We start from the raw sequence: 25,795 nt of genomic DNA on the forward strand, positions 1-25,795 counted from the left end.
GGGATGCGATCAGGCCGGATGGCCGGGGGTGAACGAGACCGGCAGCGCCACCAGCCCGCGCACCCAGGCCGACGGCCGCCACACCAGGGCGTGCTCGGCCACCGCCAGCCGGAGGTCCGGCAGCCGGTCCAGCAGCACCTCGATCGCCGTGGTGGCGATCACCTCGGCCGCCTCCTGCGCCGGGAACGGGCAGCCGTGCTCACCGTACGAGTAGCTCATGTGCGCGCGGTTGCCCTCGGCCGGGCGGCCGTCCGCCTGGCGCACCGACGGGTCCGCGTTCGCCCCGGCGAAGCCCAGCAGGACCATGTCCCCCGCGGCGATCCGCTGACCGCCCAACTGGGTGTCCCGGACCGCCCAGCGGCCCGCGAAGATCTGCGTCGGGGTGTCCTCCCAGAGCGCCTCGTTCAGCGCCTGGCTGATGCTGCGCCGGCCGCCCGCCAGCGAGGCGGCGAACCGCTCGTCGGTGAGCATCAGCCGCAACGCGTTGGAGATCCAGTACGACGAGGGCTGGTGACCGGCGATCAGCAGCACCCGCAGGTCGCGCATCACCTCCTCTTGCGTCAGCCCGGCCGGGTGCGCCAGCATCCGCGAGGCCACGTCCCCGCCCGGGTGCTCGGACTTCTCCCGCACCAGGTCCAGCATCAGCTCCAGCAGCCGCTGCGCACCCGCCGGGGCGTCCGGGCCGCCGTCCAGCATGGCCAGCAGCGCCGCGATCAGCTGCGGCGCCTGCTCCTCGTCCAGACCGAACACCCGGCACAGCACCAGCAGCGGCATCCGGTGCGCGTACTCGGCGACCAGGTCGGCCTCGCCGCGACCGGCGAACCCGTCGATCAGCCGGTCCGCGATCTCCTCGGAGTGCTTGCGCAGCTCGTACGGGTCGACCTCGGCCAGCGCGTCGGTCACCGCCCGGGAGCGGCGCACGTGCTCCTCGCCCTCGGCGTACAGGATCGACGGCACCGGCGCCATCATCGGCTTCAGCGGCCAGTCCTCGGGCAGGGTCTCCCAGGCGTTCCAGCGGCTGGAGTCGCGGCCGAACAGCTGCGGCTGGCCGGTCACCAGCTGCAGCTCGCGGTAGCCGATGACCAGCCAGGCGGGTACGCCGCCGGCCAGCTCGACCGGGGCGACCGGGCCGTGCGCGGTGCGCAGCTCGCGGTACAACTGGGCCGGGTCGGTCTGGAAGCGCGGCCCGTACAGCGGGGCGGCCCCGGCGTGCGCCGGGCAGCCCGGGGGCGGGGTGGCGGCGGGCTCGGTCACGGGGTGCTCTCCTCGTACTCCGGGGTGACGGGGGCTTCGGGGGCCTCGACGGCTTCGGCACCGGGGGCTTCCGCGGCGGGGGCTTCGGCGGCTTCCGCGGCGGGGGCCCCGAAGGCTTCGAGGCCGGCCGGGGCGCCGACCGGCACCGGGGGCTCGCCGGCGGCCTCCGCCAGGGCGGTCAGATGGCGGACCAGCGCGATCAGCACCTGCTTGCCGGACTCGCGGTCCCGGGCGTCGCAGTCCACCAGCGGCACCTCGGCGGGCAGGTCGAGCGCCTCGCGGACCTGTTCCAGGGAGTGGGTCTGCTCGCCGAAGTTGTTGCGGGCCACGATGAACGGCGTGCCGTGGTGCTCAAGCCGGTCGATCGCGTACCAGGACTCCTCCAGCCGGCGGGTGTCCACCAGGACGACCGCGCCCAGCGCGCCGCTGAAGAGACGGTCCCAGAGGAACCAGAAACGTTCCTGCCCGGGGGCACCGAACAGGTACAGCACCTGGCTCGCCGACAGGGTGATCCGGCCGAAGTCGAACGCGACCGTGGTGGAGCGCTTGCCCCAGGCCCCGGCCGGGTCGACGCCCTCACCCGCCCTGGTCATGACCTCCTCGGTGTTCAGCGGACGGATCTCGCTGACCGAACCCACCAGGGTCGTCTTGCCCACCCCGAACCCGCCGACCACGACGATCTTCAGCGCGTTGTCGGCCGTCGCCCGCAGCGGGGTGCGACCGGCGCCGGGGGCCGGGTCCGTGCCCGCGGGGGCCGGGTCGGTGCCGGGGGCCGAGTCGGGGGCCGTGGGGGCCGTGGGGGCCGGGTCGGTGCCGGGGAGCACCGGGTCAGAGCCGTTGGAGGCCATGCAGCACCTGCTTCAACGTGTCGAGATCGGGCAGCCGGGCCTTGGTCGGCGCGAACCGGGGGTGGCGGGCGGTGACCGCCCCGGACTCCAGCAGGTCGCCGAGCAGGATCTTCACCACCGAGATCGGCAGCGCCAGCTCCGCGGCCACCTCCACCAGGGCCGTCGGGGCCTCGCACATCCGCAGGATCCGGGCGTGCTCCGACTGCATCCCCGGCGCCGGCACCCGCTCGGCGACGATCAGGGTGACCAGGTCGAAGGCGTTCTCCGGAGCACGGCTGCGCCCCCGGGTGATCGTGTAGAGGCGGTCCGGATCGTCGTCACGACCCGGCAGGACCGGCCCGGCGTTCATGCCCCGGCGCTCTCTTGCGGCACGGCGCCCACTTCCTCCGGCTCCGCCCCGTCACGGGCCGGGGCACTCAGGTGGACGCCGATCTGCTCGATCAGGCCGTGCATGTTGTGGCCGACCACGCCGACGTCCGCGTCGTCGTCCGTGACCACCGCGAGGTGCGCGCCCTCGCCCGCCGCCACGATGCACAGGATTCCGCCGTGGAACTCGGTCATCGACTGCCGGACGCCGCCGCTGCCGTCACCGAACTCGATCGAGGCGCCGTGCGCCAGGCTCTGCAGACCGGAGGAGATCGCGGCCAGCTGGTCGGCCTGGTCGGTGCTCAGCCCGTCGGTGTGGCAGAGCTTGAGGCCGTCGGCGGAGAGCACCAGGGCGTGCCGGGTGCCGGGGGTCGCCGCCAGCAGGTTTTCCAACAGCCAGTCGAGGTCACGGTCAGTGGCGCTGCTCATCAGGAGTCCTTCTCGGTGACGGGGGAAGCGTCGGGCGTGGTGTCGGTGTCGGTGTCGGTGTCGGGGGCCGTGGGTGCCGGGGCCGCGGAGAGCTGGTCGGCGGCCTGCCGGGCGGCCTTGCGGAAGGCGCCGAACCTGGCCGCGGCGGTCGCCGCGTCGGCCGGCACGGGCTTCACCGCGGGCGCCGGGGCCACGGCGCTCCGGGCGGAGGCCCGGGTGGGGGTCGTCGCGGCGGCGGGGGTGGTCGTGGTGAGGGTCTGGCCGCGGCGGCGCTGCGGCAGACCGCTCTCGGTCAGGCGGGCCGAGGCGGCCGGCGCCGGGGCGCCCTGGGCGGGCACGGCGGGCACGGCCCCGACCGGCACCGCGACGGCAGGCACGGGGACGGCCGGTACGGGCACGCCCACCGGGGCCGACGGCCCGGACGGCACCGACGGCAGCGGTGCGGGCGCCGGGCGCGCGGGGGTCAGTGCGGGGCGCACCTGCTCCCCGGCGGGCGGGCGGACCGCCACGGGCGCCGGCGCGGACGCCGGAGCCGGGTGCGAGACCAGCTGCTGCGGGATCAGCATCACCACCCCCGTACCGCCGCGCGCCGACGGCCGGAAGGAGATCTGCAGGCCGTGCTTGCGCGCCAGCGAGCCGACCACCGCGAGCCCAAGCCGGGTCCCGGCGGACAGCGTGGCCAGATCCAGGGGCTCGGCGGAGACGGCCCGTTCGGCCCGGCGCAGCCAGCTGTCACTCAGCCCCAACCCGCTGTCCTCGACGGTCACCGCCAGACCGGCCGACACCTCCTCGACGTACACGTGCACCTCCGCCGGCGGGGCGGAGAAGTTGGTGGCGTTGTCCAGCAGCTCGGCCAGCGCGTGCATCACGCCCTCGGCCGCGAACCCGGCCACCGCGGCCGAGCTGGCGTTGTGCAGCCGCACCCGCTGGTACGCACCGATCCGGCCGAGCGCACCGCGCAGCACCGACTCCACCGCGATCGGCTTGGCCCAGCGCCGGCCCGAGCGGGCGCCGGTGAGCACCGCGATGCTGTCGGCCATCCGACCCGCCTGGGCGGTCGAGTGGTCCAACCGCAGCAGGTCCCCGAGGACCTCCTCGTCGTGCCGGTGCTGCATCTCGCGCAGCTCGGCGTGCATGCTCGTGGCCAGCGCCTGGACCCGGCCGGCAGCCGTCGCGCAGACCGCGAGCGCGGCGGCGCGCAGCCGCTCGCCCCGGCCGACCTCCTCGGCGACGGCGCGCAGCAGCGCGTGCTGGGGGTGGCCCCGGTGGGCGGCCAGCGCGCTGTCCACGGACGCGCCGCCGCGCAGCCGCTCCACCACGTCCGGCAGCACGCCCCCGGTCAACCGCTCCAGCTCGACGCGCTCCGCCTCGACCTTGTCCCGCTCGGCCTCGAAGCCGGCCCGCTCGGCCGCGATCTCCTCCCGCAGCCGGGCCAGTTCCCCGTGGACGGCGGTGACCTCGTCCTCGGCCCTGACCCGCTCGGCCCGGGCTGCGTCCCGTTCGGCACCGGCCGCTCCGGCCCGGTCCAGGGCCGCCACCTCGGCCTGTCGGGCGGCACCGGCGGCGACCAGCGCCGCCATCGTCTCCTCGTGCTGCGCGGCGAGCTCCTCGGCCAGTCGGCGGGAGCGTTCGGCACCGGCCGAGGCCAGTCCGACCGCGATCAGCCAGAGCACCGTGACCGCGGCCACCGCGAGGGCGGTGAGCGGCTGGTGCGCGCCCAGCGCCCGGGTGACCCCGACCGGTGCGGCGGCGACCGCCAGCAGGACGGCCGCCGCGGTCAGGGCGGCGGTGCGCGGCGCGGGCCGTCGGCTCGGCCGGCCGTCGGGGCTGGTGGCTTCTCTCATCGGTGCGATCCTCGGCAACGTCGGCGGCGGCGCGGGCGGCGGGTCGGCAACGGATACGGCCGCCGACTGCTGGTCGGGCGCATACGAGACCGCCCGGAGACGTCGCGAAACGTCTCCGGGCGGATGATCGGTTCACGCTTTGGTCCGATCATATCGATTCAGACATTGGCCTCAACCGGCCAGTTGACGGCCAATCTCCTTCATTCACGTCGTACACACCGATTGGCGACGCAACCGACGCACCGTCGAACCCCACGCTTCACCCCAGCTCCGCCTCGACCGCCCGGCGCACCGCCCGCGGATCCAGCCCGTGGTCGACGATCACCCTGGCCCCGAAGCCCTCCCCCTCCCGGAGCACCCCGAGCAGCAGGTGCCCCACCGCGATCTGACCGGACTTCAGCCGCAACGACTCGCGCAGCGAGAGCTCCAGCACCTTCCTCGCCCGGGCGCTGAACCGGGCGCGGGCCGGCCTCGACTCCGCCGCCCTGAACCAGCCGCGGCGCCGCGGCCCGTCCCCGGCCGGCGCGTCCAGCGCCCCCTCCCCGAACTCCGACTCCACCGCCGCCCGGACGGCGTCCAGATCCACTCCGATCGAGGCCAGCGCCTCGGCGTCGTCGCCCGGCCCGACCAGCCGCACCACCGCCCGCCGCGCCGTCTCGCGATCCAGGCCCATCCCGATCAGGACGCCCGCCGCGGGGTCGTCCGGCTGCGCCAGGATCGCGAGCAACAGGTGCTCCGTCCCGACGACGGCGTGCCGCAGCTCCCTCGTCTCCCCCTGGGCCAGCAGCACCACCTGCCGCGCCGATTCGGTGAACCGCTCGAACATCTCTCAGCCTCCGTCCTCGCCCTTGCCGGGCCCGCGCCGGGCGTACTTCTTGTGCACCGCCTGCCTGGTCACTCCCAGGCACACCGCGATGTCCTGCCAGGACCAGCCCAGCGACCGGGCATTGCCCACCTGCAACCCCTCCAGCCGGTCCGCCAGATCACGCAGCGCACGGACCGCCCGGAGCCCCACTGCGGGGTCACGACTGCTCGCCGCCGCCGCGAGTTCTCCGTTCTCGCTCATACGTCAACTCTGGTTGACACGGCCGCCCATGTCAACCCCGGTTGACACCATCGCCCCGCACACCTCCCCGCCACCCGGGAACGACGAAAAGAGGCGGGGCGAGGACGTGAAGTCCTCGCCCCGCCTCAGCGGGTGCTCACCCCCGCGGGGCGGCGACCGGTGTCAGCTGCAGCCGCTGGTGGAGCCGCAGCCCTCGCAGAGGTAGCAGCTGCCGGCGCGGCGCATCTTGGTGCCGCAGGAGAAGCAGAGCGGCGCGTCGGCGTTGAGGCCGAGCTGGATCTCCATCAGCTCCGTGGAGTTGTGGGCCTGCTTCGCGGCCGGCTTGGGCGCCTCGACGGCCGGAGCCGGCTTGGCGACCACCGGGGCGGACTGGGCGAGCGACTCGGTGTCGAGCTCCTCCGCGTCCAGCGGCTCGTAGGACCCGGTCTCCAGGTGGCGCTGGCGCTCCTCGACGGAGTGGATGCCGAGCGCCGAACGGGTCTCGAACGGCAGGAAGTCCAGCGCCAGGCGGCGGAAGATGTAGTCGACGATCGACTGCGCCATCCGGACGTCCGGGTCGTCGGTCAGGCCGGCCGGCTCGAAGCGCATGTTGGTGAACTTCGAGACGTACGTCTCCAGCGGCACGCCGTACTGCAGGCCGACCGAGACGGCGATGGAGAAGGCGTCCATCATGCCCGCGAGGGTCGAACCCTGCTTGGACATCTTGAGGAAGACCTCGCCGAGGCCGTCGTCCGGGTAGGAGTTGGCGGTCATGTAGCCCTCGGCCCCACCGACCGTGAAGGAGGTGGTGATGCCCGGGCGGCCCTTGGGCAGGCGCTTGCGGACGGGGCGGTACTCGACGACCCTCTCGACCGCGGCGACCGGGGTCGCGGACGCCTCCTCGGACGTGGCCCCGGAGTCCTTCTTCTTCGCCGAGAGCGGCTGGCCGACCTTACAGTTGTCGCGGTAGATGGCGAGTGCCTTGACGCCCATCTTCCACGCCTCGAAGTAGATCTCCTCGATCTCCTCGACGGTGGCGACCTCCGGCATGTTCACGGTCTTGGAGATGGCACCGGAGATCCACGGCTGGATCGCGGCCATCATCCGCACGTGGCCCATCGCCGAGATGACCCGCTCGCCCATCGCGCAGTCGAACACCTCGTAGTGCTCGGCCCGGAGGCCGGGGGCGTCGACGACGTTGCCGTGCTCGGCGATGTGCGCGACGACCGCCTCGATCTGCTCGTCCTGGTAGCCGAGGCGCTTGAGGGCGCGCGGGACGGTGCCGTTGACGATCTGCATCGAGCCGCCGCCGACGAGCTTCTTGAACTTGACCAGGGCGAGGTCGGGCTCGACGCCGGTGGTGTCGCAGTCCATCATCAGGCCGATGGTGCCGGTGGGGGCGAGCACCGAGGCCTGGGCGTTGCGGAAACCGTTCTGCGCGCCGATGCGCAGGACGTCCTGCCAGGTGTCGTTGGCCGCGGCCCAGACCGGGGCGTCCAGCTCGTCCAGCGAGACGGCGGCGAGCGAGGCGTCCGCGTGCTGCTTCATGACCCGCTGGTGCGGGGCCGCGTTGCGGGCGTAGCCGTCGTACGGGCCGACGACGCCGGCGAGTTCGGCGCCGCGGCGGTAGGCGGTGCCGGTCATCAGGGAGGTGATGGCGCCGGCCAGGGCGCGGCCGCCCTCGCTGTCGTAGGCGTGGCCGGTGGCCATCAGCAGGGCGCCGAGGTTGGCGTAGCCGATGCCGAGCTGGCGGTAGGCGCGGGTGGTCTCGCCGATCTTCTCGGTGGGGAAGTCGGCGAAGCAGATGGAGATGTCCATCGCGGTGATGACCAGCTCGACGACCTTGGCGAACCGCTCGGCGTCGAACGAGTCGTCGTCGCGCAGGAACTTCATCAGGTTCAGCGAGGCGAGGTTGCAGCTGGAGTTGTCCAGGTGCATGTACTCGGAGCAGGGGTTGGACGCGTTGATGCGGCCGGACTCCGGGCAGGTGTGCCAGTGGTTGATGGTGGAGTCGTACTGGATGCCGGGGTCGGCGCAGGCCCAGGCGGCCTCGGCCATCTTGCGGAACAGCTTCTTGGCGTCGACGGTCTCGATGACCTCGCCGGTCATCCGGGCGCGCAGGCCGAATTCGGTGCCGTTCTCGACGGCCGTCATGAATTCGTCGGAGACGCGGACGGAGTTGTTGGCGTTCTGGTACTGGACGGAGGTGATGTCGTCCCCGCCGAGGTCCATGTCGAAGCCGGCGTCGCGCAGGGCGCGGATCTTCTCCTCCTCCTTCACCTTGGTCTCGATGAAGGCCTCGACGTCCGGGTGGTCGACGTCGAGCACGACCATCTTGGCCGCGCGGCGGGTGGCGCCGCCGGACTTGATGGTGCCGGCGGAGGCGTCGGCGCCGCGCATGAAGGAGACCGGGCCGGAGGCGTTGCCGCCGGAGGAGAGCAGCTCCTTGGAGGAGCGGATCCGGGAGAGGTTGAGGCCGGCGCCGGAGCCGCCCTTGAAGATCATGCCCTCTTCCTTGTACCAGTCGAGGATCGACTCCATGGAGTCGTCGACGGCCAGGATGAAGCAGGCGCTGACCTGCTGGGGCTGCTTGGTGCCGACGTTGAACCAGACCGGCGAGTTGAAGCTGAACACCTGGTGGAGGAGGGCGTGGGTCAGCTCGTGCTCGAAGATCTCGGCGTCGTCCGGGTTCGCGAAGTAGCCGTGCTTCTCGCCGGCGGCGCGGTAGGTGAGCACCACGCGGTCGATGATCTGCTTGAGGCTCCACTCGCGCTGCGGGGTGCCGACGGCGCCGCGGAAGTACTTGGACGTGACGATGTTGACGGCGTTCACCGACCAGAAGTCGGGGAACTCGACGCCGCGCTGCTCGAAGTTGACCGACCCGTCGCGCCAGTTGGTCATGACGACGTCGCGGCGCTCCCAGCGGACCTCGTCGTACGGGTGCACGCCAGGAGTGGTGTAGATGCGCCCGATCCGAAGACCGCCCTTGGGGGCCTTGCCGGCACCCTTGGCCGCGGACTTGTCGGACTTCGACCCGCGTGCGGAACCGCTCGTGGTGTCTGTCACTTCTTCCTCCTCCTGGGCAAACGCCCGAAGTGCCCTGAAAAGTCCGGGCACCGCTGGTTCGTTCTTCCGGTGTGCGGGCAGCGGGGAGTCCTCGCCTGCTTGCGCACGGTTTGTTGTGTTCTGCGCCCTTTTTCAGGGCGTGCGTGGGCCCCGGGGGGCCGGTGTGGTGCGGTAGGCCCGCTGGGGGCCGGGGTGCGGCGCCTCCTAGGGCGCGGCGGCGGCGACGGGCACACAGGTGCCGTCCGCCTCGGGGACGGGCCGCTCGGCGCGGAGCTCCGCGATGGCGGCCTCGAAGTCTTCCAGTCCGTCGTAGGCCTGGTACACGCTGGCGAAGCGCAGGTAGGCGACCACGTCGAGGTCCTTGAGCGGGCCGAGTATGGCCAGCCCGACGTCGTGGGTGGTCAGCTCGGCGTTGCCGGTGGCGCGCACGCACTCCTCGACCCGCTGGCCGAGCTGGGCGAGGGCGTCCTCGGTGACCGGGCGGCCCTGGCAGGCCTTGCGGACGCCGCTGATGACCTTTTCCCGGGAGAAGGGCTCGGTGACCCCGCTGCGCTTGATGACCATCAGCGCGGCCGTCTCCACGGTGGTGAAGCGGCGGCCGCAGTCCGGACACTGCCGGCGCCTGCGGATGGAGCTGCCGTCTTCGGTGGTCCGGCTGTCGACAACGCGGCTGTCGGAGTGCCGGCAGAAGGGGCAGTGCACCTGAGGATCCCTCCGTGGCAGAACGTGCGGACCTGTTGAGTCTATGCGATGCGACCCCGGCCTCGGCAAGCTGATCATGCACCGTAACCACTAGTACTGGGCCCAGAGAGGACTGTAGCCACTACATGTAGGTCTCCGGGGGGATGCGGCACCCCTGGCGTGTCGGCGCCGATTAGACTGCCGAAGTCGACGTCCGGTCGAACATTTAATCGATGTACAACAAAGCCTTGATCGAGTCAGCCAACTCCCGAATAATTCACTCGAACGTGTGTTTGGCGCAACCTTTCGATAGGAGGTGCGTTGGGCTGGAAAAGGGAGAGGACAGCCGTCGAGAGGGGCCGCCGTGAACACCATTGAAAGCAACACCATCCCGGTGCAGGAACACTCCCAGTTCAAGGTGGGGCAGCGCACCACGAATCAGCAGGGTGTGGACATCAGCATGGACCGTAGCGAAGACCACCGCCTCTCCGGCCCGGCAGTCTCCGGCGCGAGCCGCGTCCCCGACCAGCCGATCGAACACTCGCCCGCGCTGGACGACGCCCATCCGTCGCCCACCCGCGCGATGCCCGGCCGCCCCCCCGGAATCCGGACGGACGAGGCCGGCCTCACCGAGCGCCAGCGCCGCGTGATCGAGGTCATCCGGGACTCCGTCCAGCGCCGGGGGTACCCGCCGTCCATGCGCGAGATCGGCCAGGCCGTCGGCCTGTCCAGCACCTCCTCGGTCGCCCACCAGCTGATGGCCCTGGAGCGCAAGGGCTTCCTGCGCCGCGACCCGCACCGCCCGCGCGCCTACGAGGTCCGCGGCGTCGAGGTGGCCCGTCCGAACACCGCCGAGACGGCCGGCCGACCGTCCACCTCCTACGTGCCGCTGGTCGGCCGGATCGCCGCCGGCGGGCCGATCCTGGCCGAGCAGACGGTCGAGGACGTCTTCCCGCTGCCCCGCCAACTGGTCGGCGAGGGCGAGCTGTTCGCGCTGACGGTGCGCGGCGACTCGATGATCGAGGCGGCCATCTGCGACGGCGACTGGGTCACCGTGCGCCGCCAGCCGGTCGCCGAGAACGGCGACATCGTGGCCGCGATGATCGACGGCGAGGCGACCGTCAAGCGGCTCAAGCGCGAGGACGGCCGGATCTGGCTGATGCCGCACAACCCGGCGTACGAGCCGATCAACGGCGACAACGCGACCATCCTGGGCAAGGTCGTCGCGGTCCTGCGCCGCCTCTGAGCGCCCGCCGCGGCCGCACCGGGAAGGGGCTCCACCGCACGACTGCGGGGAGCCCCTCCGGCGCGTCCGGGGCCGGGGTCGGCGTCGAGGCCGGGGCTGGGGACGGGCTCCGCGGCCCGGGCCGGCCGTCAGAACCCGCCCGGCCGACCGCACCGGCCGACCGGACCGCCCGAACCCAACCCGGCGGCTCAGCCCCGCTTCACCACCGGCCGGACCGGCACCGCCGAGGCGTCGATGGCCGCCAGCGAGCGGCGCACCTGGTTGCGGTCCGTGGTGTACCAGAACTCCGGCATCGAGGACCGGAAGAAGCTCCCGTACCGCTTCGTCTCCACCCGCGGATCCAGCACGGCCACCACGCCGCGGTCGTCCGCCGCGCGCACCAGCCGGCCCGCGCCCTGCGCCATCAGCAGCGCCGCGTGCGTCGCCGCGACGGCCATGAAGCCGTTCCCGCCGCGCTGTTCGACGTCCTTCTGGCGGGCGCTCATCAGCGGGTCGTCCGGCCGGGGGAACGGGATGCGGTCCATCACGACCAGCTGGCAGGCGGAGCCGGGCACGTCCACGCCCTGCCAGAGCGACAGGGTGCCGAACAGGCAGGTGGTCGCGTCCGAGGCGAACTCCCGGATAAGCTCGCCGAGGGTGTCCTCGCCCTGGAGCAGGATCCGGTTGTCCAGCCGCTCCCGCATCGCCTCGGCCGCCGTCTGGGCGCCGCGCATCGAGGAGAACAGGCCGAGCGTGCGGCCGCCGGCCGCGCCGATCAGCTCGGCCAACTCGTCCAGCATGTCGGGCCGTTCGGGATCGCGGCCCGGGTCGGCGAGGTGCCGTGCGACGTACAGGATGCCCTGCTTGGGGTACTTGAACGGCGATCCGACGTCGATGCCCCGCCAGTGCGGGGCGGCGTCCTCGCCGAAGCCCGGCTCGGGGTTGTCCCCCTCGGTGCGCTCGTCCGGCAGCCGGGCCTCGGAGGGCAGGCCGACGGAGGCGGCGACGCCGTTGAAGTCCCCGCCGAGCTTGAGGGTGGCCGAGGTGAGCACCACCGAGCGCTCCTTGTACAGGCCCTCGCGGAGCAGCCCGGAGACGCTGAGCGGCGCGACCCGCAGCGAGGCGGTGCCCATCCCGAAGCGGTCGCTGCGCTCGATCCAGACCACGTCGTACTCGGAGTCCTCCAGCAGCCGCTCGGCCGTCTCGTGCAGGGACTCCGCGGAGGCCATCGCCTGCTTGCGGACGGCGTCCTCGTCGCTGAGCGCCTTGTCGCGGGTCTCGCCGAGCGAGGTGATCACCTGGCGGGAGGCGTCCCGGATGGCGGTGACGGCGTAGGCCAGGTACTCGGGCAGTTCCTCGACCCGGCCGGGCTGGGCGGTCTCCATCAGGCCGTGGAAGTTCTCGGCCGCGGCCTGCAGGGCGTCCACGGCCTTCTCGTTGGCGAGCCGGGCGGCCCGCTTGACCGCCCGGTTGACGGCGCCGACCGTCAGCTCGGCGGTGGCCGCGCCGGTGACCCGGTTGACCAGCTCGTGCGCCTCGTCGACGATCAGCAGCCCGTGTTCGGGCAGCACCGGCGCGCCCTCGATCGCGTCGATGGCGAGCATCGCGTGGTTGGTGACCACCACGTCCGCCAGCTTGGCCCGCTCGCGGGCCTTCTCGGCGAAGCACTCCTGCCCGTAGGCGCAGCGGGTGGCGCCGAGGCACTCCTTGGAGGTCACCGCCAGCTGGGCCCAGGCCTTGTCGGAGACGCCGGGGCTGAGGTCGTCGCGGTCCCCGGTCTCGGTCTCGTCGGCCCACTCGCGCAGCCGCAGGACGTCCTGGCCGAGCTTGCTGGCGGGCCCGCCGAGCACCTCGGCCGCGTCGAACAGGCCTTCGCCCTCGTCGCTCGGGGTGCCCTCGTTGGCCCGGTGCAGGCACAGGTAGTTGGAGCGGCCCTTGAGCATCGCGAACAGCGGCCGGCGGCGCAGCACCGGGTGCAGCGCCTCGACGGTGCGCGGCAGGTCGCGTTCCACCAGCTGGCGCTGGAGCGCCAGGGTGGCGGTGGCGACCACCACGCGGTCGCCGTGGGCGAGCGCGGGGACGAGGTAGGCGAGGGACTTTCCGGTGCCGGTGCCGGCCTGGACGAGCAGGTGCTCGGCGTTGTCGACCGCGTCGGCGACGGCCTCGGCCATCCGGGCCTGCCCGGGGCGCTCCACACCGCCGACGGCCGCGACCGCGGCGTGCAGCAGTTCGGGGATGCGGGCGCGCGGGACGGCGACGGCCTCCTCGGCCCCGGGGGCCTCGGAGGCGTCGGCGTCGTCCTCGTCGGGGAGGTCGGGGAGCTGGGATTCGGAGTCGTTCGTCATGACCCTCCCACCCTACGGGGCGGGGGTGACAATCCGGCTTCGTTGCCCGGGTAGATCCGCTTCCAGGGTCACCAGGGCGTTCGGGACGGTGCCGTACCGGGCGGCGTGCGGGCGGTGCGGGCGGTCCTGGTAGCCGTCGAGGAGCAGCCGGTTGCGGTTGAGGCAGAGCCGGTCGATCCGGGGCCGGAAGAGGTCGAACAGCTCGAAGCGCTCGTGCAGCCCGGGGAAGCGCTCCTGGTAGCGGCGGACCTCGGCGCGCAGCAGGGCCCAGAACTCGGTCTCGGGGAGTCCGGTCTGCGCCTCCAGCAGCGGGGCGAGGTAGCGCAGGACGCCGATGAAGAGCCCGGAGTGGAGGAACTGGCAGAGCCCCTGGGGGCCCTCCCGGAGCAGCACGTCGTCGACCTCGGGGGGCAGGTCGCGCAGTTCGGGCAGGTCCTGGTCGCTGAGGTTGACGTCGTCGACGAAGTCCTTCACCGCGAGCCTGGTAGGCCTCTCGCGGCCGTCGAAGACGACGATGGCGTTCTCCCCGTGCGGGGAGAAGACCAGCCCGTAGCGGTAGAGGAAGTGCAGCAGCGGCGGCAGCAGGGCGCCGAACAGCCGGGCGGTCCAGGCGGCGGGGGTGAGGCCGGAGCGGGCGATCAGTTCGGCGGCGAGCGCCCGGCCGTCGGAGCCGGTCTGCAGCAGGGCGGCGAGGGTGCGGGCCCGTTCGTCCGCGGCCAGGGCGGGGCCGAGGGGTTCGCGCCAGATCGCGCCGAGGAGCTCCTTGTACTGGTAGGGCGCCTCGGGCAGTTCGCGGTAGAGGGGGTGGTCGACGGTGACGGAGGCGATCTCGCCGAGCAGGATCACCCGGCACTCGTCGCGCAGGTAGGGGTCGGCGTCGCGCAAGCCGTGGATCCAGGCGGTGACGGCGGGCGCGGCGAGGGTGCGTTCGGTGGGCAGGCCGCGCCAGACCAGGGTGTTGAGGATGGCCAGGGGCAGTTTGACGGTGCAGCGTTCGGGGTGGGCGGTGTTGAAGAAGGAGCGGATGGACTGCTGGGGCAGTCGTGGGTCGCCGTCGGAGGGCAGCGGGACGATCTCGCCGGAGGCGATCCAGGGCGCGAACAGCGGGAGGACGGTCTCGTCCCACTGCCAGGGGTGGACGGGCAGCAGCAGATAGTCGTCGGCGGCCGGTCCGAGGGCGGCGCGCAGTGCGTCCGGGTCGTCGAGTTCGCGGGCGTACAGCTGCTCGGGCCGTTCCAGGCCTGGTACGCCGCGGTACTGGGCGAGCCTGCGGTGGACGGCGATCCAGGGCAGCGGACGCGGGGTGCGGGCCTCGGGGGCCCAGCGGGCGGTGTCGCCGGCGGAGAAGCCGATCCGGCCCTTGTTGGGGACGATCCAGGGGTGGCCGTCCTGGCGGCCCTCCAGGCCGGGGTGGTCGAGGTCGGCGAGTTCGGCGGCGGTGAGCGCGGTGGCGAGCTGGCGCGCGTCGGCGGTGAGGGTGGCGGTGAGTTCGCGGATCAGGTGGCCGGTGGTCTCGCCGCGCAGGCCGAGGGCGTGCCGGGCGTGCGGGAGGAAGCGCAGCGGGTCGAGGCCCTCGGGGTCGGTGCAGCGGACGGAGTCCGGGTCGACCCGCCAGCTGCCGTAGGCGCCCCGGCGGGCGGTGAAGCGGTACTCGGCCGCGGGCAGCGCCAGCAGGTACTCGTCGGCCGCGGTGCCGGGGGTGGGGGTGAGCAGTTCCTCGTAGGAGAACTCGCCGATCATCTTGGCCAGCAGGGCGCGGCCGGCCCGCCGCCAGTGCCCGGCGGTCAGGTGCGGGGGCAGGTAGAGCGGCGGTTCAGCGGCCGGCGGTTGCGGCACGGGTCAGCTCCTGGGGGCGGGGGACGGTGGTGGTCCCGGGGGCGGGGGTGCCGGCGGCGGGTCCGGGGGCGGGCGGTGCGAAGCCGGTCCAGGCGGTGCGGGTGGGCAGCCGGTGGACGGTGCGGCCGGTGACGGCGTTGAGGATGACGGCGGCGCGGTGGGCGCCGAGGCCGAGGTCGGGGGTGCCGACGCCGTGGGTGTGCAGTTCGGCGTTCTGGACGTAGAGGCCGCCGGTGAGTTCGGGCCGGGTGGCGACCCGGTGGTCGAGGTCGACCCGGTAGCGCCCGGCGCCGTCCCAGTCGATCAGGTGGGCGAGCGGTTCGAGGGCGGCCGGTCGGGCGGCCCGGTAACCGGTGGCGAGCACCACGGCGTCGGTGCGCAGCACGTGTTCGGCGCCGGAGTCGGTGTGCCGGCAGCGCAGTTCGAGGCCTCCGCAGGGGCCGGGGCGGGCGTCGGTGACGGCGGTGCCGGGGGTGATCTCGACCGGGGCGGTGTCGATGGGGTGGCCGATGGTGCGCTCGTAGAGGTGGTCGTGGATCTCGGCGAGGGTCTCGGCGCTGGCGGCCTTGTGCAGCTGCCACTGGGCGGTGACCAGGGTGTCCCGGACGGCTTCGGGCAGGCCGTGGAAGTAGCGGGTGTAGTCGGGGGTGAAGTGTTCCAGGCCGAGCTTGGAGTACTCCATGGGGGCGAGCGCCCTGGTCCTGGTGAGCCAGCGCAGCCGGACGGCGTCGCCGTCGTGGCGGCGGAGCAGGTCGAGGAGGACCTCGGCGCCGGACTGTCCGCTGCCGATGACGGTGATGTCGCGGGCGTCGGCGAGGTCGGCGCGGCGGTCCAGGTAGTCGGCGGAGTGGAAGGCCCGGGGGTGGCCGGCGAGGTCGGCGAAGGCCTCGGGCAGGACGGGCCGGGTGCCGACGCCGAGGGCGAGGTTGCGGGCCCGGACGGTGCTGCGCCGCCCGGTCGCGGTGTCGGTGAGTTCGGCGCGGTAGCAGTCGCCGTCCCAGTGCAGGGCGGTGACCTCGGTGCCGAAGCGGCAGTTGGCGAGGCGTTCGGCGGCCCAGCGGCAGTAGTGGTCGTACTCGCGGCGCGGCAGTTGGAAGCGTTCGGCGAAGTAGAAGGGGAAGAGGCGGTCCTGGTCGCGCAGGTAGTTGAGGAAGGACCACGGGTTGGTCGGGTCGACGAGCGAGACCAGGTCGGCGAGGAAGGGCACCTGCATCCGGGCGCCGTCGACGAGCATGCCGGGGTGCCAGCGGAACTCGGACCGCTGGTCGCAGAAGAGGGTGCGCAGGCCGGGGACGGGGTCGGCGAGCGCCGCGAGCGAGAGGTTGAACGGGCCGATGCCGACGCCGAGCAGGTCGTACGGCAGCGGGGGTGCTGGGGTGTCCACGGGACTGTCCTAGGCGGGGAGTAAGCGGGAGCGGACCATCAGGGCGGCGCGCTTGTCGGGCAGGTCGAGTTCGGCGGCCGTCCGGAACCCGGCCCGTTCGAAGGCCCGGACGGAGCGGCGGTTGCGGACGTCCGGTTCGGCGAGGACCCGTTCGCAGCGGGGCCGCCGGTGCAGGACGAGGTCGGCGACGGCGGCCAGCAGGACGGCGCCGAGGCCCCGGCCGCGGCTCTCGGCGGGGCCGAGCAGCAGGTGGAGGCCGGTGTCGTGGGGTCGGGCCGGGTAGTGCCGGGCGAGCGGGTCGAGGTCGGCGCGGTAGACCTCCCAGTAGCTCATCGGGGTGCCGTCGAGCAGACCGAGGCAGGGCACGCTGCGGCCGTCGCCGTGGAGTTGGGCCCGGACGTGCCGTTCGGTGGTGGCGGGCGGTCCGGCGAGGTCCCAGAACGCGTCGACCTCGGGGTCGTTCATCCACCCGGTGAGCAGGTCGAGGTCGGCGGGCAGCCGGAGGGGGCTGAGCCGGAACGGGCCGGCCGGGGTGGGGACGGCGCCCCATCCGGGCAGGTGGTCGAGCAGGGCGCCCGGTGCGGGCCGCGCCGGGACGGAGTGCGCCGGGCGGGGCCGCGCGCCGGTGCCGGTGTCCTCGGGGTTCACGCGTGCCCCGTCCGCGGCCGTCGTCCGCCCGCCCGGTCGGCCACCGGGTTGGGGATGTCCACGTAGACGGACTGGGTGGCGACCGGTCCGACGAGTTCGTCCAGGCCGTTGATCCGGGTGAGCAGGTTGGCCTTGCAGGGCAGGGTGGGTGCGTCGAGCAGCAGGGCGGGCAGGGCCGAGCCGGTGGCGGCGGCCCGCGGGCCGGCCAGGAACCGCCGCAGTCCGGCGAGCAGGACGGTCTCGTCGGCGAGTCCCTGGCTGCCGAGGGCGCCGACCAGGCCGAGGACGTGGTTGATGCCCAGGTAGTAGGCGAAGTGGTGGTCGATCACGTCGTCGGGCAGGAAGGTGTCGCTCCGGTCGCCGAGTCCGGGCAGGCGGGCGGTGAGCCGGTCGGCGGCGCTCTCCCGGTAGTAGTAGCCCTGGTTGTCGCGGTAGCGGCCGCCGTCGGGCCAGCCCTCGGCGTCGAGCAGGACGAGGCTGTTCTGCTGGTGCGCCTCCAGCGCGATGCCGGCCCGGCCGTCGAGCCACAGGACGGGCAGGACGACGGCGTCCAGGTAGCGCAGGAACCATTCGGCGGCGACGGTCCGCAGCGGGCGGGCGTGTCGGGCGGCGAGGGCGCGCAGGGTGTCGCCGAGCCGGGAGGGCACGGTGTCACCGGTCCCGAGGGGCTGTTCGGCGACGAGTCCGGCGAGGCAGTACGCGCGGTCGGCGGGGGCGAAGGGCTGGGCGCGCAGCACGGTGTCCAGGCCGCCCGGGTCCCCGAGCGCGGGGTGGTCGACGCCGATCCAGGCCGGGTCGCGGACGACGTCGAAGCCGGGGTGGGCGGCCCGCCACTCGGTGGCGAGTCCGCTCTCCAGCAGCCGGTGCACCTCGAGTCCGCGGTGGAGTTCCTTGCGCAGGTTCTCCCGGCGGGAGTTGGTGATCCGCAGGCCGAGCGAGAGCTTGAGCATCCACGGGGTGCCGGGCCGGTAGACGGTGCGCACGGAGGAGGTGGGGTACCAGGGTTCGCCGGCCGGGCCGAGGTCGTGCAGCAGTCCGTCGGCGAGGAGTTCGGCGACGGCGGGGCGGTGGACGAGTTCGCGGGCCTGCCAGGGGTGCAGCGGCAGGGCGGCGGTGCCGGGCGGCAGGGCGGCGTGGTCGCCGAGCAGGCCGGCGGTGATCCGGTCGGCGCTCTCGTCGAGGGCGGAGCCGGCGGCGAGCAGCCGGCGGTCGACGGCGTACCAGTGGAGCCGGAAGGAGCCGTGCAGTTCGGGCGAGTAGGCGGCGCTCTGGGCCGGGCCGAGGCCGTCGCGGCTCTTCGGGGTGGGGTGCAGCGGGTGGCCGAGCAGCAGGGACTGTTCGGCGGCGAGGAAGTGCGAGTGCTCCGGTCCGCCGGCGGGCGCGGCGGTGCGGCGGTGGGCGAGGATCTCGGCGGTGCGCACGACCGAGTCGGCGACCCGGGCGGCGAGGTCGGCGACCTGTCCGGGGTCGGGCCGTTCGGCGGCCGCGGCGGCGAGCAGCGCGGCGGCGGTGACGGCGTCGACGGGCGCGGCGCCGGGTCCGGGGCCCTCCGCCGCGGCGGTGTCGTGGGCGGCGAGGACGGCGGGGCCGAACCGGTGCCAGCCGCCGGGGGACCAGTGGCGGACGGGGGCGGAGAGCAGGGCGGCGCCGCCGAGGACGGCGATCCGCAGTCGGCCGTCGGGGCCGGGCCGGGCTCCGGTCTCGCGCGTCCAGCAGCGCAACAGGGCTTCCAGTCCGGCCTGTTCGGCGGCGACGGCCGGGTCGGGGTGGAGCAGCGGGTCGGGGTGGAGCAGCGGCGCCGGCGGGCCCGGCTGGAGCAGCGGGCCGGGCTGCGGCGGCGGGCCCGGATCGGCCGGCCGGGGCGCACCGCCCGACGCCTGCGCGTCCTCCGGGTCCCCGGGGGGCTCCGCCTGCAGCGGGGGGTCGGGCGGGGCTCCGGTGAGGGCGGTGCTCAAGGCTGCTCCTTGGGACGCGTGGGGGTGCCGACGCGCACGGGTGGTGGACGGTTCGGCGGGCACTCGCACCGCGGCGTCAGGTAAGGGTTACCTATCCCTGAGGGGTGATCACAAGAACGGCTCACTCGTCCGGGTGAAGATCCGGGATTGTTCACCGCCCGGGAGGACGGCCCGGTTGTGCCGCCGGGCGGGACGCCCCGGTGCGCCGCCGGGCCGGCGTGGGCCGCATCACGGATCGGTGACCTGTGGTCAGGAACGCAACCCGGGGGGCGGCCGCCGCCGTCCTGGTGTCCGGTGGAAGACTCCACAGCGGCGAGCCGCCGCACGACAGCCCGACCGAGCACAGGGGGAAGCGCACAGATGCCATCGATCCACCGGTCAGCCTTGGCCGCCGCCCTGGCCACCGGAACCCTGCTCGCGGCGAGCGCCTGCGGGCCGGACGGCCCGGCCGGCGGCGGGGGCGGCGCGGCGCCGCCGCCGGCCTCCGCGAGCAGCGCCTCCGCGGGCGGCGGACTGATCGGCGGGATCACCCTCCCGTCGGGCCTGCCGACCAGTCTGCTGGAGGGCCTGCCCAAGACCTGGGACGACCTGAAGAAGTGGCGCTTCGAGGACTGGGACACGTGGGCGTCCCAGCACGTCTTCAACAACCCGGTGGTGAAGGACTTCTGGAACCCGGACAAGATGGGCGACTCCAAGCCCGCCGAGCCGGCCCCGCCCACCGCCAAGCCCGCCACCGACAACGGCGTGACCGATCCGGAGCCCGCCGTGGTCAAGGCCACCCCGGTGGCCCGCCCGTACACGAAGCAGCCCTCCGGGAAGGTGTTCTTCAGCGCCCAGGGCGGCCGGGGCAACTGCTCGGCGACGGTGATCGCCGACCCGCAGCACCCGGGCCGGAGCAACCTGGTCTGGACGGCCGGCCACTGCGTGCACGCGGGCAAGGGCGGCGACTTCTTCAAGGACCTGGTCTTCGTCCCCGCCTACAACAACTCGGGCGCCTCCAGCGGCGGCAAGAAGGCCCCGCTCTCCGAACTGGCCCCGCTGGGCACCTGGTGGGCCGACCTGGTCACCACCTCGCCGCAGTGGATGGTGGAGGGCGGCGAGAGCGGTGACGCCGCGAACCAGTACGACTTCGCGATCATGCGGGTGCACAACCAGAACGACACCGGGAAGTCGCTGGAGGAGACGGTCGGTTCGGCCGTCCCGGTCTGGTTCGACGCCCCGCGGGACAAGGTGTCCGTCGCGGCGGTCGGATACCCGCTCTACAAGCCGTTCGACGGCCAGGAGCTGTACCGGTGCGACGGCGGGAAGCCGACCCGGCTGTCGTTCGACGCGAAGCGCCCGTCGATGCTCACCATCGGCTGCAACATGACCCAGGGCGCCAGCGGCGGCGGCTGGTTCGCCACCATGCCGGACGGGCGGACCGCGCTGGTCAGCAACACCTCGATCGGCACCCAGGACCACACCTCGCTGAGCGGCCCCTACCTGGAGGCGGTCGCCCGGCAGGCGCTGGACTGGATCTCCAGGAAGCCGTAGCCGCACCGCCGGCGGAGACCGCACCCGGGGGACGATGCACCATGCCCAAGCACACCGGCCGCGCACCGCGGCGCCGGCCCGCGGCGGCCGGCGCCGCGGTGCTCGCCGCACTCGTGCTCGCCGCGACCGCCTGCGGCCCGGACGGCCCCGGCGCCCCCGCGCCGCCGCCCGCCGCGCTCCCCCGGGCGGTCCCCACCGGCCCGGACGACCTGGCGGGCTGGAAGCTGGAGGACTGGACGCGCTACGTCGCCGACAGCGGCTCCGCCGAGGAGGCGCCGCCGGGTGCCTGGACGGCCGGGCGGATGGCCGCCGCCAAGGGCCGGCCGACGCCGGAGTACCCGCTCGCCTCGGCGCCGGCGGGCGTCCAGCACGACGCCCCGCCGGCCGCCGGCCGGGCCGTCCCGCAGCCGCGCCCATACGGCCCGGCCTCCGCTGTGGTCGGCCGGCTCTTCGCCGGCACGGCCCACGGCGACACCGTCTGCTCGGGCACGGTGGTCTCCGACCCGGCCAACCCGGGCCGCAGCAACCTCGTCTACACCGCCGCGCACTGCCTGCACGAGGGCGGGGGCGGCGGCTGGCTGAAGGGCGTCACCTTCGTCCCCGGCTACAACCGGGACGGCGGGGCGGTCCGCGGCCGGCCGGCCACCGAGCAGCAGCTCGCGCCGTACGGCCGGTGGACGGCGGTGCGCGCGCTGGTGTCGCCGACCTGGCTGCGGGAGGGCGGCGTCGGCGCCCGCCACCAGTACGACTACGGGATCGTCCGGGTGCGCGGCGAGGAGGCCTCCGGGCCCTCGCTGGAGGAGGTCGTCGGCGCCGCCGTCCCGGTCTGGTTCAACGCCCCGCGCGAGCAGGTCACCTCGGCCGCCGCGTACGGCTACCCGGCCGAGCGGCCGTCCGACGGGCTGGAGCTCGACCGCTGCGACGCCGCCACCGCACCCGGCCGGCTGTCCTTCGACCGGGCCCGCCCGCCGATGTACGTGATCGGCTGCCCCATGACGGGCGGCGCCGACGGCGGCGGCTGGTTCATCACCAAGGACGGCAAGCCGAACCTGGTCAGCGTGACCGCGCTCGGCGGCCGCACCCCGGACGGGTACCTGGCCGGCCCCGCCCTGCAGGACCAGGCGAAGCGGGCCTTCGACTTCTTCAGCAAGAGCACCAGGTGACGCACGGGCCGCGTTCCCGGGCCGTCCGGACGGCCCGGGGACGCGGAGGGCCCCGGACGCATCCGTCCGGGGCCCTCCGTCACCGTTCGTGCCGCACCGCGGCAGCGGCCTCAGCCCTGCAGCGCCACCGTGAAGCGCTCCAGCTCGGCGGCCAGCTCGGCCGGCACCTTGGCGTGCAGCAGGGTGCCCTCGCCGGTGTGCTCGGTGGCGAGCAGCTCGCCCTCGGCGTGCACCCGCGAGACCAGCCCGCCGTGGGTGTAGGGCACCAGGGCCCGCACCTCGACGGCCGGACGCGGCAGCTCGTCGTCGATGAGCTTCAGCAGCTCCTCGATGCCCGCGCCGCTGCGGGCCGACACCACGATGGCGTGCGGCTCGCGGCGCAGCAGGCGCTGCAGCACGTGCGGGTCGGCGGCGTCCGCCTTGTTGATCACCACGATCTCCGGCACGTTCTGCGCGTCGACCGAGACGATGACCTCGCGGACGGCGGCCAGCTGCGTCTCCGGCTCGGGGTGCGAGCCGTCGACCACGTGCAGGATGAGGTCGGCGTCGGCGACCTCCTCCATGGTGGAGCGGAAGGCCTCGACCAGGTGGTGCGGCAGGTGCCGGACGAAGCCGACGGTGTCGGCCAGGGTGTAGACCCGCCCGCTCGGCGTCTGGGCCCGGCGGACGGTCGGGTCCAGGGTGGCGAACAGCGCGTTCTCCACCAGGACGCCGGCGCCGGTGAGCCGGTTGAGCAGGGAGGACTTGCCGGCGTTGGTGTACCCGGCGATGGCCACCGACGGCACCTGGTGGCGCTTGCGCTCCTGGCGCTTGGTGTCGCGGCCCTTCTTCATCTCGGCGATCTCCTTGCGGAGCTTCGCCATCTTCTCGCGGATCCGGCGCCGGTCGGTCTCGATCTTGGTCTCACCGGGACCACGGGTGGCCATGCCGCCGCCGGACGAGCCGGAGCCGCCACCACCCATCTGCCGGGAGAGCGACTGGCCCCAGCCGCGCAGGCGCGGCAGCATGTACTGCATCTGCGCGAGCGAGACCTGCGCCTTGCCCTCCCGGGACTTGGCGTGCTGGGCGAAGATGTCCAGGATCAGGGCCGTCCGGTCGACGACCTTGACCTTGACCACGTCCTCCAGGTGGATCAGCTGCCCGGGGGTGAGCTCACCGTCGCAGACCACGGTGTCGGCACCGGTCGCGGCGACGATGTCGCGCAGTTCCTGGGCCTTGCCGGAGCCGATGTAGGTGGCCGCGTCGGGCTTGTCGCGGCGCTGGATGACGCCGTCCAGCACCTCGGAGCCGGCCGTCTCGGCGAGCGCGGCGAGCTCGGCCATCGAGTTCTCCGCCTCCTCCAGGGTGCCGTCCGTCCAGACGCCGACGAGGACCACGCGCTCCAGGCGGAGCTGGCGGTACTCGACCTCGGTGACGTCCTCGAGTTCGGTGGAGAGGCCGGCGACCCTGCGGAGCGCGGCGCGCTCGCTGCGGTCGTACTGGTCGCCGTCGTAGTGGTGGCCGAGGTCCTCGTCGATGGCCGCGAGGTCCTCGTCCATGAGGGCTTCCGCCCGCATACCGTCCAGGCGGCGCGGGGCGTCGGCGTGGTCGCGGGTGTCGAACGTGGAGGTCATTCTGTCCTTTGGTCGCTGGTGCGGATGGCCTGTGCGGACGGCTCGCGCCGCCCACCGGGAGTCTGCCCAGCTTCCGCCCCGCTTACCGTCCGGGCGAGGTGAGCTACCCCTCGGGTCCTCGGGTGCCACCGGGGCTCCTGTGCCCTGTGAACGCCGCGGACCGGCCGTGAATTCCCCATGATGGTCGCACGCCCGGCGCGGGCCGGTCATCCCCATTTCCCCCGGGGTCGCGGGCGCCGCCGCCCTCGGGGGCGTGCGGGCGGCTCACGTCGTACACCCCGGACACCCGGAGCATCGCCCGCATCAGCGCGGGCAGCACGGCCGGCTCGGGCAGTTCCACCGTGTAGGTGTGCCGGACCCGCAGTTCCTGCGGCGGTTCGACCTCGGCGGAGACGATGCCCACGCCCTCGGCGGAGATCGCCGCGGTGAGGTCGGCGAGCAGCCGGGGGCGGTTCAGCGCCTCGGCCCGCAGGGTGGCCCGGTGGCCGGCCGCCGGGGCGCCCTGCGGCTGCCAGCGGACCTCCAGCTCCGCGCGGCCCGCCTCGCGCATCCGCTCCCCGGCCGGGCAGCCAGTGCGGTGCACGGCGACGGCGCCGCCGCGGATCGGGTAGCCGGCCACCTCGTCCGGCGGGACGGGCGTGCAGCAGCGGGCCAGCCGGACCGGCGCCCCGGGGTGCCCGGCCACCGCGACCGGCGCCGGGCGGCGTTCCGGGCGGCGCTGCGCGGCCGGGGCGGGCTGGCCGCTGGAGGGCCCGGTGCGCACCACGGGGAGCCGGGCCGGGTGGTCGGCGAGCCAGCGTTCGATGGCCAGCCGGGCCGCCGGGGTCCGGGCATGGGCCAGCCACTCGGGGGCCGGTCCGGAGGGTTCGGCGGCGGGTGCGCCGGCCCCGGCGGCCGCGCTCCCGGCGGGCCCGGCCGGGGCGGGCGCGGTCTCGGTGAGCACGGCGAGCAGGTCGCCGTCCTGGAGCACGGTGGAGAGCGCGGTGAGCCGGCCGTTGACCCGGGCGCCGATACACCGGTGGCCGGTCTCCTCGCCGAGCAGGTAGGCGGCGTCCACGCAGGTGGCGCCGGCCCGCAGCTGAAGCGTTTCGCCGTCCTCGGTGACCACGGTGATCTCGCGGTCGCCGGCCAGGTCGGCGGTGAGCGCGGACCAGAAGGCGTCCGGGTCGGGCGTCTCCTGTTGCCACTCCAGCAGCCGGCTGAGCCAGCCGGGCCGGGCCGGGTCGGTGCGGTCGAGCTCGTCGGCGTCCTGGACGGCGCCGGCCGGCTCCGGGTCCCCGAGCGCGACCACTCCCGTCTCGGCGACCGCGTGCATCCGCCGGGTGCGCACCAGCACCTCGACCACCTCGCCTCCGCCCAGCGCCACGGCGGTGTGCAGCGACTGGTAGAGGTTGAACTTGGGGGCGGCGACGAAGTCCTTGAACTCGCCGGGCAGCGGCGTCCAGCAGGTGTGCAGTTCGCCGAGCACGGCGTAGCAGTCGGCGTTCTCCTCGACGACCACCAGCAGCCGCCCGAAGTCGGCCGGCTGCGGCCCCTGCGGCCGCCCGTCCGGGCCGGGCGCGGCGGCCCGCTTGAGCAGCACCCGGTGCAGCGAGACGCAGTGCCGGGGGCGGACGGTGACCTCGGCGGTGACCCCGGTCTCGGCGAGCTGGCGGGCCAGCTGCCGGGCGAAGGGCTCCAGCAGCGCGTCGGGCTCGCCCTCGTGACCGGCCATCAGGGCCCTGGTGCGGGCGTGTTCCTCCGGGTGCAGGGTGGCGAAGACGATGTCCTCCAGCTCCGCCTTGAGCACCTGGATGCCGAGCCGCTCGGCCAGCGGGATCAGCACGTCCCGGGTGACCTTGGCGATCCGCACCTGGCTGGCCGGCTTCATGTGCCGGATGGTGCGCATGTTGTGCAGCCGGTCGGCGAGCTTGACGACCATCACCCGGACGTCGTCGCCGGTGGCGACCAGCATCTTGCGGAAGGTCTCGGCCTCGGCGGCGGCGCCGAAGTCGACCTTCTCCAGCTTCGTCACCCCGTCCACCAGGTAGGCGACTTCGGGCCCGAAGCCCTCGCCGACCTGCTGCAGCGTCAACTCGGTGTCCTCGACGGTGTCGTGGAGCAGCGAGGCGACCAGGGTGGTGGTCCCGGCGCCGAGTTGGGCCAGGATCATGGTGACGGCGAGCGGGTGGGTGATGTACGGCTCGCCGCTCTTGCGCTTCTGGCCGCGGTGGCTGGCTTCGGCGAGCCGGTACGCGCGGGCGAGCAGGCCGAGGTCGGCCTGCGGATGGTGCTCGCGGTGGACCCGGACGAGCGGTTCGAGGGCGTCCGGGACGGGCGGCCGGCCGGTGGCCAGCAGGGCGGCTCGGCCGGCCCGGCCGAGCGCGGCCCGGCCGAGTTCCCCCAGGGGCCGCCTGGCCCCGGCTTGCCGTGCGGACGTCGGCTGCCCCGTCAGGGACTGCCCGGCTTCGATGGTCATCGGCGCACCTCCGGCAGCGATCACCGGTTGCCCGCCTGCCCCTCTCGGGGGCGCTCGGCCCGGTGGTCCATGCTACCGAGCAGAGCACGTTCCGCGATGCGT

19 protein-coding genes are annotated in these 25,795 nt (G+C 74.0%); 3 read left to right on the forward strand and 16 right to left on the reverse strand.

Features of this window, described 5'->3' with window-relative positions; genetic code table 11:
- Nucleotides 1–9 precede the first annotated feature (9 nt).
- From ACIRS1_RS27035 to nrdR, 9 genes are all read right to left on the reverse strand, one after another.
- A complete protein-coding gene (locus ACIRS1_RS27035; RefSeq protein ID WP_402844341.1) occupies nucleotides 10–1,254 on the reverse strand; it encodes a cytochrome P450 in 1,245 nt (414 codons plus the stop codon).
- The gene (locus ACIRS1_RS27040; protein WP_402844438.1) at nucleotides 1,251–1,964 is read right to left on the reverse strand and encodes a GTP-binding protein; all 714 of its coding nucleotides are present in this window, start codon (nucleotides 1,962–1,964) and stop codon (nucleotides 1,251–1,253) included. Before ACIRS1_RS27040 ends, ACIRS1_RS27035 begins: the two co-directional genes overlap by 4 nt.
- Nucleotides 1,965–2,082: 118 nt before the next feature.
- On the reverse strand, nucleotides 2,083–2,451 hold the full coding sequence (locus ACIRS1_RS27045; RefSeq protein ID WP_360212310.1) for a DUF742 domain-containing protein: 369 nt from the start codon (nucleotides 2,449–2,451) through the stop codon (nucleotides 2,083–2,085).
- Nucleotides 2,448–2,897, reverse strand: a complete 450-nt coding sequence (locus tag ACIRS1_RS27050) for a roadblock/LC7 domain-containing protein (protein WP_360212312.1) — start codon at nucleotides 2,895–2,897, stop codon at nucleotides 2,448–2,450. Before ACIRS1_RS27050 ends, ACIRS1_RS27045 begins: the two co-directional genes overlap by 4 nt.
- Complete coding sequence (locus ACIRS1_RS27055; protein WP_402844344.1) at nucleotides 2,897–4,741, reverse strand: ATP-binding protein; 1,845 nt, start codon at nucleotides 4,739–4,741, stop codon at nucleotides 2,897–2,899. The genes ACIRS1_RS27050 and ACIRS1_RS27055 overlap by 1 nt, the downstream gene beginning before the upstream one ends.
- A 259-nt stretch (nucleotides 4,742–5,000) precedes the next feature.
- A complete protein-coding gene (locus ACIRS1_RS27060; RefSeq protein ID WP_402844347.1) occupies nucleotides 5,001–5,567 on the reverse strand; it encodes a Clp protease N-terminal domain-containing protein in 567 nt (188 codons plus the stop codon).
- Between the two features lie 3 nt (nucleotides 5,568–5,570).
- Nucleotides 5,571–5,807, reverse strand: coding sequence for an RNA polymerase subunit sigma-70 (locus ACIRS1_RS27065; RefSeq protein WP_402844349.1), 237 nt, complete (start codon nucleotides 5,805–5,807; stop codon nucleotides 5,571–5,573).
- A gap of 162 nt (nucleotides 5,808–5,969) precedes the next feature.
- Nucleotides 5,970–8,852: a vitamin B12-dependent ribonucleotide reductase gene (locus tag ACIRS1_RS27070; protein ID WP_402844352.1), complete on the reverse strand. Its 2,883-nt coding sequence runs from the start codon at nucleotides 8,850–8,852 to the stop codon at nucleotides 5,970–5,972.
- A gap of 204 nt (nucleotides 8,853–9,056) precedes the next feature.
- Nucleotides 9,057–9,554: a transcriptional regulator NrdR gene (gene nrdR / locus ACIRS1_RS27075; RefSeq protein WP_360212319.1), complete on the reverse strand. Its 498-nt coding sequence runs from the start codon at nucleotides 9,552–9,554 to the stop codon at nucleotides 9,057–9,059.
- Nucleotides 9,555–10,116: 562 nt separating this feature from the next.
- Between nrdR and lexA the strand changes: the two genes are divergently transcribed.
- Nucleotides 10,117–10,779 carry a transcriptional repressor LexA gene (gene lexA / locus ACIRS1_RS27080; RefSeq protein ID WP_224281048.1) on the forward strand — a complete coding sequence of 221 codons (663 nt, stop codon included), beginning with the start codon at nucleotides 10,117–10,119 and terminating at the stop codon, nucleotides 10,777–10,779.
- Nucleotides 10,780–10,967: 188 nt separating this feature from the next.
- Here the strand turns inward: lexA and ACIRS1_RS27085 are convergent, their stop codons facing one another.
- Genes ACIRS1_RS27085 through ACIRS1_RS27105 form a run of 5 tightly spaced genes read right to left on the reverse strand, consistent with a single transcriptional unit; the run spans nucleotide 10,968 to nucleotide 18,926 of the window.
- Nucleotides 10,968–13,103 carry an ATP-dependent DNA helicase gene (locus ACIRS1_RS27085; protein WP_402844353.1) on the reverse strand — a complete coding sequence of 712 codons (2,136 nt, stop codon included), beginning with the start codon at nucleotides 13,101–13,103 and terminating at the stop codon, nucleotides 10,968–10,970.
- Nucleotides 13,104–13,115: 12 nt separating this feature from the next.
- Nucleotides 13,116–14,939, reverse strand: coding sequence for an IucA/IucC family protein (locus ACIRS1_RS27090; protein ID WP_402844355.1), 1,824 nt, complete (start codon nucleotides 14,937–14,939; stop codon nucleotides 13,116–13,118).
- On the reverse strand, nucleotides 14,917–16,323 hold the full coding sequence (locus tag ACIRS1_RS27095) for a lysine N(6)-hydroxylase/L-ornithine N(5)-oxygenase family protein (protein ID WP_402844357.1): 1,407 nt from the start codon (nucleotides 16,321–16,323) through the stop codon (nucleotides 14,917–14,919). Before ACIRS1_RS27095 ends, ACIRS1_RS27090 begins: the two co-directional genes overlap by 23 nt.
- 9 nt (nucleotides 16,324–16,332) lie before the next feature.
- Nucleotides 16,333–16,971 (reverse strand): GNAT family N-acetyltransferase, encoded by a 639-nt coding sequence (locus tag ACIRS1_RS27100; RefSeq protein WP_402844359.1) that lies wholly within the window; start codon nucleotides 16,969–16,971, stop codon nucleotides 16,333–16,335.
- Nucleotides 16,968–18,926: an IucA/IucC family protein gene (locus ACIRS1_RS27105; protein WP_402844362.1), complete on the reverse strand. Its 1,959-nt coding sequence runs from the start codon at nucleotides 18,924–18,926 to the stop codon at nucleotides 16,968–16,970. Before ACIRS1_RS27105 ends, ACIRS1_RS27100 begins: the two co-directional genes overlap by 4 nt.
- A gap of 360 nt (nucleotides 18,927–19,286) precedes the next feature.
- Here ACIRS1_RS27105 and ACIRS1_RS27110 point away from each other — a divergent pair, with 360 nt between their 5' ends.
- Together ACIRS1_RS27110 and ACIRS1_RS27115 are read left to right on the forward strand one after the other, a co-directional pair.
- Entirely contained in the window at nucleotides 19,287–20,459 is a 1,173-nt protein-coding gene (locus tag ACIRS1_RS27110) for a trypsin-like serine peptidase (protein WP_402844364.1), read from the forward strand.
- A gap of 41 nt (nucleotides 20,460–20,500) precedes the next feature.
- Entirely contained in the window at nucleotides 20,501–21,622 is a 1,122-nt protein-coding gene (locus tag ACIRS1_RS27115) for a trypsin-like serine peptidase (RefSeq protein ID WP_402844367.1), read from the forward strand.
- 110 nt (nucleotides 21,623–21,732) lie between these two features.
- Here ACIRS1_RS27115 and hflX read toward each other — a convergent pair whose 3' ends face one another.
- Together hflX and ACIRS1_RS27125 are read right to left on the reverse strand one after the other, a co-directional pair.
- Entirely contained in the window at nucleotides 21,733–23,235 is a 1,503-nt protein-coding gene (hflX, locus tag ACIRS1_RS27120; protein ID WP_402844369.1) for a GTPase HflX, read from the reverse strand.
- Between the two features lie 103 nt (nucleotides 23,236–23,338).
- Nucleotides 23,339–25,693, reverse strand: coding sequence for a RelA/SpoT family protein (locus tag ACIRS1_RS27125; RefSeq protein WP_402844372.1), 2,355 nt, complete (start codon nucleotides 25,691–25,693; stop codon nucleotides 23,339–23,341).
- Between the last annotated feature and the right edge of the window lie 102 nt (nucleotides 25,694–25,795).

The organism is Kitasatospora sp. NPDC101176 (assembly GCF_044768035.1).
Taxonomy (GTDB): domain Bacteria; phylum Actinomycetota; class Actinomycetes; order Streptomycetales; family Streptomycetaceae; genus Kitasatospora.